This is a genomic window from Nocardioides sp. (assembly GCF_041600255.1).
GTDB lineage: Bacteria > Actinomycetota > Actinomycetes > Propionibacteriales > Nocardioidaceae > Nocardioides.
The window spans coordinates 1-11,723 of sequence record NZ_JBFIKK010000025.1; the positions used below are offsets into that span (position 1 = coordinate 1).

Here is an 11,723-nt window from a genome sequence, read left to right on the forward strand (position 1 = left end):
ACCGTCGACGAGATCACCGCCGCGATCGGCGAGGACCTCGGATCGAGTGACTGGCTGACGATCGACCAGGAGCGCGTCGACACGTTCGCCGACGCCACCGACGACCACCAGTGGATCCACGTCGACGTCGAGCGGGCGGCGACCGGCCCCTTCGGTGGCACCATCGCCCACGGCTACCTCACCGTGTCGCTGCTGCCCTTCCTGGGCAGCCAGATCTTCACCCTCGAGACGCCCGGCGCCCGGCTCAACTACGGCCTCAACAAGGTCCGCTTCCCGAACCCGGTCCCGGTCGGTTCCCGGGTCCGTGCCACCTGCACCTTCACCGACGCCGCCGAGCTCGGGGCCGGGCTGCAGCTGACGATGAAGTACGTCATCGAGATCGAGGGTGAGACCAAGCCCGCCTGTGTCGCGGAGATGTTGGTCCTGCTGCTGGGCTGAGCCCGACCCTCACCGGGTGGCTCAGCGGCTCGCAGCCATCCACTCGACCGTACGCCGGGCGATCTCCTCACCGGCGTCCTCCTGGACGAAGTGGCTGCCGTCGAGTCGGGCGTGCGGCTGACCGGCGGCTCCCGGCACGTGCTCCTGCAACGGCACGTCGGCCCGGCCGAGGATCGGGTCCCTGCGCCCGAAGAGGGTCAGGAACGGTTTCTCCCAGGCACCGAGCCGCTGCCAGGCCGCACGGTTGGCGGGCACCGCCGGGTCGTCGGGCGAGGTGGGCACCAGGGCGGGGAACGCCCGGGCACCGGCCTTGTACGCCGCGGACGGGAACGGCGCGTCGTACGCCGCCCGCTCGGCGGGCGTCAGGTTGCGCGCGGACCCCATGTCGACGATTCGGCCGATCGGCAGCACCGGCGTGTGCAGCGCGAAGCCTCGCCACACCTTGAACGCCAGGTTCGCCGGCAGGTGCGCGGTGGGCAGGAAGCCGTTGGCGACCACGATCCGGGAGAAGCGCTCCTCGTGCTCCGCGGCCAGCCGCAGCCCGAGCAGCGAGCCCCAGTCCTGGCAGACCAGCGTGACGTTGCGCAGGTCCAGGTCGAGCAGCCACTCGGTCAGCCAGTCCATGTGCGCCTGGTAGCTGTAGTCGCTGACCGCACCCGGCTTGTCGGAGCGACCGAACCCGATCAGGTCGGGCGCGATCGCCCGGTGACCGGCCCTGGCGAAGACCGGGATCATGTGCCGGTAGAGGTAGCTCCAGGACGGTTCGCCGTGCAGCATCAGCACCGGGTCCGCGTCGCTGGGCCCCTCCTCGACGTGGTGCATCCGCAGACCGTCGCCGACCTCGCGGTAGTGCGGTGCGAAGTCGTAGTCGGGCAGGTCGCGAAAGCGCTCGTCCGCGGTGCGCAGGCTGGTCATGGACCCACCGTTGCACACTCCGGGTGACCCGGGGTGGCTCAGCCGATCCGGTCGAGCACCAGCGGCGTCGCCTGGTACGTCGTACCCGGGGCGGCGATGTCGAAGCCACCGTCCAGGGAGGCCAGGGCCCGCTCGAAGCGCTCCGGCTCGTCGGTGAGCAGGGTGAAGAGCGGCTCGCCCTCGGTGACCTCGTCGCCGGGACGCGCGTGCCAGAGGACCCCGGCACCGTCCTGGACCGCGGCGCCCTGCTTGGCCCGGCCGGCCCCGAGCCGCCAGGCGGCCATGCCGACCGCCATCGCGTCGAGGCGGGTCAGCACGCCGGTGCTCGGCGCGCTCACCACGTGCGACTCGCGTGCCTGCTTCATCGCGGCGTCCGGGTCCCCGCCCTGGGCGCGGATCATCGTGCGCCAGACGTCCATCGCCGAGCCGTCGGCGAGCTTCTCGGCCGGGTCGACGTCGGACCGGCCGGCACCGGCGAGCATCTCGCGGGCCAGGGCCAGGGTCAGCTCGACGACGTCGGCGGGCCCACCCCCGGCGAGCACCTCGACCGACTCGGCTACCTCGATCGCGTTGCCGGCCGTGCGGCCCAGCGGGGTGGACATGTCGGTGAGCAGGGCGACCGTGTGCACCCCGGCATCGGTGCCGAGACCGACCATGGTGCGGGCCAGCTCGCGCGCCTTCTCGAGGTCCTTCATGAAGGCCCCGGTGCCGACCTTGACGTCGAGCACCAGCGAGCCGGTGCCCTCGGCGATCTTCTTCGACATGATCGAGGAGGCGATGAGCGGGATCGCCTCGACGGTGCCGGTGACGTCGCGCAGCGCGTAGAGCTTCTTGTCGGCCGGCGCCAGGCCGTCGCCGGCGGCACAGATGACGGCGCCGACCGCCTCGAGCTGGTCGAACATCTCCTCGTTGGACAGCGACGCCCGCCAACCGGGGATGGCCTCCAGCTTGTCCAGCGTGCCGCCGGTGTGGCCCAGCCCGCGACCGGAGAGCTGCGGGACGGCCACCCCGCAGGCAGCCACCAGGGGCGCCAGCGGCAGGGTGATCTTGTCGCCCACGCCTCCGGTGGAGTGCTTGTCGGCGGTGGGCCGGGACAGCGTGGAGAAGTCCATCCGCTCCCCCGAGGCGATCATCGCCGCGGTCCACCGGGCGATCTCACGTCGACCCATCCCGTTGAGCAGGATCGCCATCGCCAGCGCCGACATCTGCTCGTCGGCGACGTCGCCCCGGGTGTAGGCGTCGATGACCCAGTCGATCTGGCTGTCGCTCAGCTCGCCGCCGTCTCGCTTGGCGAGGATGACCTCTACCGCGTCATGCATGTGTTCCTCCCACGGGCACCTTGCGGAACCCTCTCAGCACGAAGGTGTCCCGGCTCTGCGGCTCGCCCGCGAGCGCCAGGTCTGGACAGGTCTGCCACAGCGCCGCCACCGACTCGGCCAGCTCCATCCGGGCCAGCGGGGCCCCGAGGCAGAAGTGCACGCCGACGCCGAAGGCCAGGTGCGGGTTGGGGTCGCGGTCGACGTCGAAGGTGTCGGGGGCGGTGAAGACCGCAGGGTCCCGGTTGGCGGCACCGAGCAGGGCAGCGATCCTCTGCCCCTGCTCCACCACCACGCCGGCGACCTCGACGTCCTCGGTCGCGGTGCGCTCGAAGAGCTGCAGCGCCGAGTCGAAGCGCAGCATCTCCTCCACCGTCACGGCGACGTCCGCGCCGGGGCGCAGACCGCGTCGCAGCATGGCGACCAGGCCGTTGCCGAAGACGTTGACCGACGCCTCGTGACCGGCGTTGAGCAGCAGGACCACCGCTGCGACGACCTCGTCGTCGGTGAGCTCGGTGCCGACCAGGTCGGTGAGCAGGTCGTCGGCCGGCGTACGACGACGCTCGGCGGCCAGCTCGCGGACCAGGCCGGCGAAGTCGGTCGCCGCGGAGACCGCCCCCGCCACGACGGCCGGCGAGGGGTCGGCCTCGTACATCCGGACGATCGCCTGGGACCAGTCGCGCAGGTCGTGCACGTGCGATCCGGGTACACCCAGCAGCTCGGCAATGACGAGGACAGGCAGCGGCTCGGCGTACTGCTCGACGACGTCGAAGCCGGCGAGGTCGACCTGCGCGAGCAGCTCCGCGGCGAGGCTGCGCACCCGGGGCCGGAGCCGCTCCACGTGACCGCGGCTGAAGGCCCGCGCCACCGGCCGGCGCAGGCGGGTGTGCTCGGGAGGCTCGTTCTCCATCATCTGGTTGCGGTGCAGCAGGTTGAACGGCTCCAGCTGCGCGGCAGGCTCCCGGTCGACCCAGATCCGGCCGAGGCTGCGCTCGCGCTGGACCCGGCTGACGGCAGCGTGCGAGAACGTCAGGAACCGCTGCTGGCCCTCGTGCCAGGCGACCGGGTGCCGGGCCCGCTCCGCGGCGAAGAACGGATAGGGGTCGGCGACGACCTCGGGGGCCGACAGGTCAAGCGAGGTCGTCGGGACCGAAGGCATCCGGCAGCACCTCGCTCATCGTGCGCACACCCGAGACCGTGAGCAGCTGCAGGCTCGGGCCGCCGTTCTCGACGAGCAGCTGGCGGCACCGGCCGCACGGCATGATCACCTCGCCCGCACCGTTGACGCAGACGAAGTGGGTCAGCCGGCCGCCGCCGGTGATGTGCAGCTGGCTGACCAACCCGCACTCCGCGCAGAGCGCCACGCCGTACGCGGCGTTCTCGACGTTGCACCCCACCACGGTCCGGCCGTCGTCGACCCGCGCCGCAGCCCCCACCGCGAACTGGGAGTACGGCGCGTAGGCGTGCCGCATCGCGGCACTCGCCTCGGCACGCAGGGCGTCCCAGTCGAAGCCCGCGGTGGGCTCGGCGACGGGCTCGGTCATCCGGCCGAGCCCTTGCGATAGATCTGCCCGTCGGCGGCCGGCATTCGTAGCCGTTGCGAGGCGAAGGCCAGCACCAGCAGCGTGATCACGTACGGCGTCATCCGGGTGAAGTCGCCCGGCACCTCGTCGATCGCGGCGTAGAGCGCCCCGATCGCGACGGCCACCGAGCCGGAGATGATCGCGGCGCGCATCAGGCCCTGGCGGGCCTGCCAGACGGCCGCGGCGAGCGCCAGCACCGCCAGCGCGAGCAGCAGCGCGTGGACGGACGTGCCGCCCTGCCGCAGACCCAGGGTCTCGGTGTAGCCGAACAGCCCGGAGCCGGCCAGCAGCCCGGAGGGCCGCCAGTTGCCGAAGATCATCGCGGCGAGACCGATGTAGCCGCGCCCTCCGGTCTGGCCGTCGCGGTAGTTGCTGGAGGCCACCATCGCGAGGAAGCCGCCACCGAGGCCAGCCATGCCGCCGGAGATGAGCACGGCGACAAACTTGTAGCGCATCACCTTGATGCCCAGGGACTCCGCGGCCGCGGGGCTCTCGCCGCACGAGCGCAGCCGCAGTCCGAACGACGTGCGCCAGAGCACCACGTAGCTCAGCACCAGCGCGAGCAGTGCGATCAGCACCAGCGAGGAGAGGTTGGTGACCATGGCGCGCAGCAGCGCCGCCGCCTCGGAGACCACGAAGAGGTCCTGCTTCTCGACCGTCCCCAGCGCGTCGCGCAGTGGTCCGATCGTGATCGAGGGGACGTTCGGGATCTTCGGGGACTGGGTCGAGCCGCCGCCGGGCAGGCCGACGAAGGTCAGCGAGGCGAGGTACTGCACCGCGCCGAGGGCGATGATGTTGATCGCGACACCGGAGATGATGTGGTCGATCCCGAACACGACGGTGGCGACGGCGTGCACGAGGCCGCCGATCATCCCCATCATGATCGCGCCGACGACACCGGCCCAGGCGCCGTAGTGGTAGCCGAAGTAGCCGGCGCCGTAGGTGCCGAGGATCATCATGCCCTCGAGCCCGATGTTGACGATGCCGGCGCGCTCCGACCAGAGACCGCCCAGGGCGGCCAGCATGATCGGTGCCGTGGCGACCATGGTCGCCGCGATCGTCCCCGAGGACGTCAGGTCGCCTGCGCCGGTGATCATCTCGAGGATCGACATCGCGGCGAGCGTGAGGACGATCGCGGCGAGGACGACGTAGCGGCGCGGGAAGCGCCGGGTGGCCGCCTTGTCGGTGCGGACATCGATGCGGGTGCTCATGCCGAGACCTCCTCGTTCGGGCTGGACGGTCTCGCGGGCGGCGGCTCGGTCAGGGCCCGCGCCACGGCCTGCTGCTCGAGGCGGATGCCGAAGCGGCGCACGACCTCGTAGCTGATCACCACGGTCAGGACGATGGTGCCCTGGGTGATCGCCACGATGTCGGGCGAGACCCCGACCAGGATCTGGAGCGGGTTGGACTGCTCGTTGAGGTAGGCGAACAGCAGGGCGCCCACCGCGATACCGATCGGGTTGTTCCGCCCGAGCAGGGCGATCGCGATGCCGGCGAAGCCGAGGCCGGACTGGAACGTCGAGCCGTAGCTGTACGCCGAGCCGAACAGGATCGGCATGCCCACGAGGCCGGCGACGGCACCCGAGATGAGCATGGCGGCGATCGTCATCCGGCGGACGTTGATGCCGCTGGCGACGGCGGCGGTCCCGGACTGGCCGGTCGCGCGCAGGTCGAAGCCGAACCGGGTCCGGTTCAGCAGGAACCAGTAGGCGAAGCCGACGACGGCAGCGATGACGAGGAAGCCGTAGAGGTCCTGGCCAGGGCCGTCGCCGATGCTGATGTTGGGGATCCGGCTGCCCTCGGGGATCTCCTTGGTCGCCAGCGTGTTGCTGCCCGGGGTCCGGACCGCGGCCTTGCGCAGGAAGTAGGCGACCAGACCGGTGGCGATAAAGTTCAGCATGATCGTGGAGATGACCTCGCTGACGCCACGGGTGGCGCGCAGCAGGCCGGCGATGCCCGCCCACATGGCGCCGGCCAGCATGGCGGCGGCGATCGCGAGCACGGTGTTGAGGTGGCCGGGCAGCCAGGCCTCGCCCGCCACCACGGCGGCGATGAACGCGGCGACCCGGTACTGGCCGTCCACGCCGATGTTGAACAGGTTCATCCGGAACCCGACCGCGACCGCGATGCCGGAGAGGTAGAGCACGGTCGCGTTGTTGACGATGTTGGCGAAGTTCCGGCTGGCCGGCACCGAGAGGATCGTGCTCCACACCTCGCCGACCGGGTCCCCGGCGGCGATCAGCACCAGGCTGGTGATGGCGAAGGCGGCGACCAGGGCGAGCAGCGGAGCGCTGATCGCCAGGCCGAGCCGCAGCAGGCGTTCCTGGCTCATGCGTTCTCCCCCGCTCCGGTCATCGCGGACCCGAGCTGCTGCGGGGTCACCTCGGAGGGATCGAACTCACCCACGAGCGAGCCGCGCAGGATCACCTCGATCCGGTCGGAGAGCCCGATCAGCTCGTCCAGGTCGGCCGAGATCAGCAAGACAGCGAGTCCCTTCTTGCGGGCTTCCTTGATGTGCGTCCAGATCGCGGCCTGGGCGCCCACGTCCACGCCGCGCGTGGGGTGGGCGGCGATCAGCAGGACGGGGTCTCCGCTCATCTCGCGACCCACGATCAGCTTCTGCTGGTTGCCGCCGGAGAGAGCGCGGGCCAGGACGTCCGGGCCCGGCGTGCGGACGTCGTACTCCTCGATGATGCGCTCGGTGTCCCGACGAGCCCCGCCCTTGTCGATCAGGCCGTGGCGTGCGCTCGGTGGGCGGCCCTGGTGGCCCAGGACCCGGTTCTCCCAGAGCGGGGAGTCGAGCAGCAGGCCGTGTCGGTGGCGGTCCTCGGGGATGTACCCGACGCCGCTCTCCCGGCGCTCGCGGGTGCTGAGAGTGGAGAGGTCGAGGTCGGCGAGCCGGACGACACCGGTGGCGTGCTCGCGCATGCCCATGATCGCCTCGACCAGTTCGGCCTGACCGTTGCCCTCCACGCCGGCGATGCCCAGGACCTCGCCGCGGTGGATGTCGAAGGAGATGGCGTCCAGGAGCGGTCGACCCTCCTTGCTCGGCAGGCAGAGGTTCTCGACGTGCAGCAGTACCTCGTCGGTGACGGTGGACGCGTCCGTGCTCGGCGAGGGCAGCTCGGAGCCGACCATCAGCTCGGCCAGCTCGCGTGCGGTGACCCCGGAGGGGTCCTCGACGGTGGTCACGGTGGTCCCCCGGCGGATCACGGTGATCTCGTCGGCGACGGAGAGCACCTCGTCCAGCTTGTGGGAGATGAAGATGACGCTGAGGCCCTCGCTCTTGAGCTCGCGCAGGTTGCCGAAGAGCTCGTCCACCTCCTGGGGCACCAGGACGGCCGTGGGCTCGTCCAGGATGATCACGCGCGCGCCGCGGTAGAGCACCTTGAGGATCTCGATGCGCTGACGGGCGCCGACGCCGAGCTCCTCCACGAGCTTGTCGGGGTCGACGTCGAGGCCGTAGGCGTCCGAGATCCGCAAAATCTCGGTACGGGCGGCGGCGCCGATGCCGTGCAGCTTCTCGGCGCCGAGCACCACGTTCTCGAGGACGGTGAGGTTGTCGGCGAGCATGAAGTGCTGGAAGACCATGCCGACGCCGGCGCGGATCGCGTCCGCGGGGGACCCGAGCGAGACCGACCTGCCGCCGATTTCGATGGTCCCGGAGTCGGGCGCCTGGACGCCGTACAGGATCTTCATCAACGTCGACTTGCCGGCGCCGTTCTCGCCCACGATCGCGTGGATGGTGCCGCGGCGCACGTCGATGTTGACGTTGTCGTTGGCGATGACGCCCGGGAAGCGCTTGCCGATGCCGCGCAGCCGGACGGCGAGATCGCCCGGGGTCGCCGTCTCGGCGACCGGTGCAGATGTGGACACGTCGTTGTGACCCCCTTGTTCAGTCGGGCGAAGGTTACTCGCCCGATGGGGCAGGCCGGAACCTGCCTCCCACGAACGGCGGGGCCGCAGGCACGCAGTCGAGTGCGAACCTGCGACCCCGCCGGATGGTGCGAGTCGCTCAGGTGTCGAGCAACATCACGGAGCGGTCGGAACCTTGATCTCTCCGTCGATGATCTTCTGCTTGTAGCCGTCCAGCTCGCCGGTGATGTCGTCGACCTGACCACCGCTGGTGGAGTAGCCGACACCGTCGACCTCGAGGTCGTAGCGAGTGGTGCCCGACGGGAAGGTGCCGTCGTTGATGCTGGAGAGGTACTCGTAGACCGCGACGTTCACGTTCTTGAGCATCGACGTCAGGATGACGTCCTGGACCGACGGGTCGGCGGTGTTGTACTGGTCGGAGTCGACACCGATGGCCTTGGCCTTGGCCTCCTTGGCGGCCTCGAAGACACCACCACCGGAGCCACCAGCAGCGTGGTAGACGATGTCGGCGCCGGCGTCGTACATGCCCTGGGCGGCGGTCTTGCCCTTGGCCGGGTCACCGAAGCCGGAGAAGTCCGGAACCTGGGTGAGGTAGGTCGAGTCGATCTTGATCTTCGGGTTCACGGCCTGGGCGCCTGCGATGAAGCCCGCCTCGAACTTCTGGATGAGCGGGGTCTCGACGCCACCGATGAAGCCGATGTGGTCCGACTCGGTCTTCAGCGCCGCGGCGGCACCGACCAGGAAGGAGCCCTGCTCCTCGGCGAAGACCAGGTTGGCGACGTTGTCGGCCACAGCCGACTCGTCGTCGATGATCGCGAAGTGGACGTCGGGGTACTCAGCGGAGACCTTGGCGATCGCGCCGCCGTAGGCGAAGCCCACGGCGATGATCGGGTCGAAGCCGGCGTCGGCGAAGGTGCGCAGGCGCTCCTCGCGAGCGGACTCGGCCTCACCGTCGGTGGCCTCGGACTCCTGGGAGGTCATCCCGAACTCCTCGACCGCCTGGTCGAGACCCGCGGCGGCGGAGTCGTTGAAGGACTGGTCCCCACGGCCGCCGACGTCGTAGGCCATGCCGATCTTGACGTCCGAGGTCGGGCCCTCGCCCGACGTGCCGTTGTCCGTGGTGTCGTTGTCGCTCCCGCAACCGGTGGCGGCCAGGGACAGGATCCCGGCGGTGACCAGTGCTGCGAACTTAGTACTGCGTCGCAAGACGCCTCCTTGAGGTGCTGTGCGCCCCCAGTCGGGCGCGAACCCGGCTGACACTAGGCCCTGGCGTCGCAGTAGGCGACCACGTGACGAAGTTGTTACCGACCTGATAGTGCGTGGTCCGTCCCCAGCTCGTTCGCCGACTCAGCGAGAGCGTGTCGCCTGCACCGCGACCTCGGCCAGCAGACGGGATCCCACGGCCGTGGCCCGGTCGTCCACCCGCAGGTTCCCCTGGTGCAGGTCGTAGGTCGCACCGCCCGGCGTGCGCGTGCCGAGCCGGCACATCGCCCCCGGGACGCGGTCGAGGTACCACCCGAAGTCCTCGCCACCGAGGCTCTGCAGCGTCGCCACCAGCCCGTCGCGACCCAGCACCCGCTCGGCGGCAGCACCCAGCAGCTGGGTGCTGTGCGGGTCGTTGACCACGGGCGGTACGCCGCGCCGGTAGTCGACGTGGGCGTGCACGCCGTACGGCGCGACGATCTGCTCGACGAGTTCGGGGACCAGCTTCTCGGCCTTCTCCCAGGCCAGAGCGTCGAGCATCCGCACCGTGCCCCCGAGGTAACCGGTGTGCGGGATGATGTTCACCGCCGAGCCCGAGCGCACGATGCCCCACACCATGCTCACCCCGGCGCGGGGGTCGAGCCGGCGCGAGAGGATGCCCGGCAGCTCGGTGACCACCTTGGCCATCGCGTAGGTCAGGTCCTCGGTCAGGTGCGGGCGCGAGGTGTGGCCGCCCGAGCCGGTGATCGTGATGTCGAGGTGATCGGCGGCGCCGGTGATCGGCCCTTCCCGCAACCCGACGAACCCGACGTCGAGACTGGGGTCGCAGTGCAGGCCGAAGAGCCGCTCGACCCCGTCCAGCGCACCCACCGCGATCAGGCTCAGCGCACCGCCGGGCATGACCTCCTCGGCCGGCTGGAAGAGCAGCCGCACCCGCCCCGGCAGCAGCCCGGCGGCGTGCACCTCGGCCAGCGCGAGCGCTGCGCCGACCAGGGCGGCGGTGTGCAGGTCGTGGCCGCAGGCGTGAGCGGCCCCGGGCACGGTGCTCGCCCAGGGGTCCTCGGTGGTGTCGTGGACCGGCAGCGCGTCCAGGTCGGCACGCAGGGCGACCAGCGGCCCCTCCTCCCCCAGGTCGGCGACCAGCCCGCTGTCGACCAGCCGGGTGATCCGCCAGCCGGAGGACTCCAGCGCCCGGACGACGGCGTCGGTCGTGCGCAGCTCTTCCCAGCTCAGCTCGGGGTGCGCGTGCAGGTCGCGTCGTAGCGTGACCAGCTCCGCCTCGCGGGCGGCGATCGTGGCGTCGATGAGGGCGGCAGCGGCAGATGACATTTGCTCCGAGGTTAGTACGCCCCGCTTCGCCGCGCCCGGCCCGACGCCGCCGCGGCGGCGATGGCGGGAGGCGGTCTCTCGATCAGGGACCGTCGTACGCCTCGAGGATCCGGTCCGCCGCAACGGTCGCCGGCAGCTCGCCGGCCAGTACTGCCGCCTGCACCTCGTCGCGCACCCGGGCGACGCCCGGCGAGTGGCGCAGCCGCTCGGCCAGCTCGTCGCGGACCAGCGCCCAGGTGAAGTCGAGCTGCTGACGCGCACGCTTGGCGGCCAGGCCGTCCTCGCCCAGGTGGTCGCGGTGGTCCAGCACCCGTTGCCACAGGTCGTCCACGCCGACGTCGGTGAGGCCCGAGCAGGTCACCACGGGCGGCGCCCACTCGCCCTTGCCGTGCACCAGCCGCAGCGCACCCGCCAGCTCGCGAGCCGCGGAGCGCGCCTCCTGCTCCCGGTCGCCATCGGCCTTGTTCACCGCGATCACGTCGGCGATCTCCAGGATGCCCTTCTTGATGCCCTGCAGCTGGTCCCCGGTGCGGGCCAGGGTGAGGAAGAGGAACGTGTCGACCATGCCGGCGACCGTCACCTCGGACTGACCGACACCGACGGTCTCCACCAGCACCACGTCGTACGACGCGGCCTCGAGGACGCTGATCGCCTGGAAGGTCGCGCGCGCCACCCCGCCCAGCGTTCCGGCGGACGGCGAGGGCCGGATGTAGGCCCGCTGGTCGGTCGCGAGTCGAGCCATCCGGGTCTTGTCCCCCAGCACCGACCCGCCGGTGCGCACCGACGACGGGTCGACCGCGAGCACCCCCACCCGGTGACCGGCGGCGGTGAGCCGGGAGCCGAGCGACTCGATGAACGTGGACTTCCCGACCCCCGGGACGCCGGAGATGCCGACCCGGACGGCCTGCGGGGCGCCGGCCTGCAGCTCCGCGAGCTCGGCCAGCAGCTCCCGGGCCAACGCCCGGTGCTCGGGCTTGTGCGACTCCACCAGGGTGATCGCCTGCGACACCGCAGCGCGCCGGCCCTCCCGGATCCCGGCGACCAGCCCGGCGACGTCCACCAT

Annotated in this window: 11 protein-coding genes; 1 reads left to right on the top strand and 10 read right to left on the bottom strand. The window is 71.1% G+C overall.

Annotated features, from left to right (window positions below; all coding sequences use genetic code 11):
* The coding region (locus ABZE72_RS04975) for a MaoC family dehydratase (RefSeq protein ID WP_372727913.1) at positions 1-438 on the top strand (438 nt) is incomplete at its 5' end.
* A 21-nt stretch (positions 439-459) separates the two neighbouring features.
* Here the strand turns inward: ABZE72_RS04975 and ABZE72_RS04980 are convergent.
* The 10 genes from ABZE72_RS04980 to meaB form a co-directional block, all read right to left on the bottom strand.
* The gene (locus tag ABZE72_RS04980) at positions 460-1,353 is read right to left on the bottom strand and encodes a haloalkane dehalogenase (RefSeq protein WP_372727914.1); all 894 of its coding nucleotides are present in this window, start codon (positions 1,351-1,353) and stop codon (positions 460-462) included.
* Between the two features lie 38 nt (positions 1,354-1,391).
* Positions 1,392-2,672 (bottom strand): thymidine phosphorylase, encoded by a 1,281-nt coding sequence (locus ABZE72_RS04985; protein WP_372727915.1) that lies wholly within the window; start codon positions 2,670-2,672, stop codon positions 1,392-1,394.
* Entirely contained in the window at positions 2,665-3,828 is a 1,164-nt protein-coding gene (locus tag ABZE72_RS04990) for a cytochrome P450 (RefSeq protein ID WP_372727916.1), read from the bottom strand. The genes ABZE72_RS04985 and ABZE72_RS04990 overlap by 8 nt, the downstream gene beginning before the upstream one ends.
* Entirely contained in the window at positions 3,800-4,213 is a 414-nt protein-coding gene (locus tag ABZE72_RS04995; protein WP_372727917.1) for a cytidine deaminase, read from the bottom strand. The genes ABZE72_RS04990 and ABZE72_RS04995 overlap by 29 nt, the downstream gene beginning before the upstream one ends.
* Positions 4,210-5,463, bottom strand: coding sequence for an ABC transporter permease (locus ABZE72_RS05000; protein ID WP_372727918.1), 1,254 nt, complete (start codon positions 5,461-5,463; stop codon positions 4,210-4,212). The genes ABZE72_RS04995 and ABZE72_RS05000 overlap by 4 nt, the downstream gene beginning before the upstream one ends.
* On the bottom strand, positions 5,460-6,584 hold the full coding sequence (locus ABZE72_RS05005; protein ID WP_372727919.1) for an ABC transporter permease: 1,125 nt from the start codon (positions 6,582-6,584) through the stop codon (positions 5,460-5,462). The genes ABZE72_RS05000 and ABZE72_RS05005 overlap by 4 nt, the downstream gene beginning before the upstream one ends.
* A complete protein-coding gene (locus ABZE72_RS05010; protein ID WP_372727920.1) occupies positions 6,581-8,128 on the bottom strand; it encodes an ABC transporter ATP-binding protein in 1,548 nt (515 codons plus the stop codon). Before ABZE72_RS05010 ends, ABZE72_RS05005 begins: the two co-directional genes overlap by 4 nt.
* Before the next feature lie 156 nt (positions 8,129-8,284).
* A complete protein-coding gene (locus ABZE72_RS05015) occupies positions 8,285-9,334 on the bottom strand; it encodes a BMP family protein (protein ID WP_372727921.1) in 1,050 nt (349 codons plus the stop codon).
* Between the two features lie 141 nt (positions 9,335-9,475).
* Complete coding sequence (locus ABZE72_RS05020; RefSeq protein WP_372727922.1) at positions 9,476-10,660, bottom strand: amidohydrolase; 1,185 nt, start codon at positions 10,658-10,660, stop codon at positions 9,476-9,478.
* 82 nt (positions 10,661-10,742) lie between these two features.
* Positions 10,743-11,723, bottom strand: a complete 981-nt coding sequence (gene meaB / locus ABZE72_RS05025) for a methylmalonyl Co-A mutase-associated GTPase MeaB (RefSeq protein ID WP_372727923.1) — start codon at positions 11,721-11,723, stop codon at positions 10,743-10,745.

Excerpts from the sequence above, each read along its gene's own strand:
- ABZE72_RS04980 (WP_372727914.1), bottom strand. The coding sequence starts at position 1,353 with ATGACCAGCCTGCGCACCGCGGACGAGCGCTTTCGCGACCTGCCCGAC.
- ABZE72_RS04985 (WP_372727915.1), bottom strand. The coding sequence starts at position 2,672 with ATGCATGACGCGGTAGAGGTCATCCTCGCCAAGCGAGACGGCGGCGAG.
- ABZE72_RS04990 (WP_372727916.1), bottom strand. The coding sequence starts at position 3,828 with ATGCCTTCGGTCCCGACGACCTCGCTTGACCTGTCGGCCCCCGAGGTC.
- ABZE72_RS04995 (WP_372727917.1), bottom strand. The coding sequence starts at position 4,213 with ATGACCGAGCCCGTCGCCGAGCCCACCGCGGGCTTCGACTGGGACGCC.
- ABZE72_RS05000 (WP_372727918.1), bottom strand. The coding sequence starts at position 5,463 with ATGAGCACCCGCATCGATGTCCGCACCGACAAGGCGGCCACCCGGCGC.
- ABZE72_RS05005 (WP_372727919.1), bottom strand. The coding sequence starts at position 6,584 with ATGAGCCAGGAACGCCTGCTGCGGCTCGGCCTGGCGATCAGCGCTCCG.
- ABZE72_RS05020 (WP_372727922.1), bottom strand. The coding sequence starts at position 10,660 with ATGTCATCTGCCGCTGCCGCCCTCATCGACGCCACGATCGCCGCCCGC.
- meaB (WP_372727923.1), bottom strand. The coding sequence starts at position 11,723 with ATGGTGGACGTCGCCGGGCTGGTCGCCGGGATCCGGGAGGGCCGGCGC.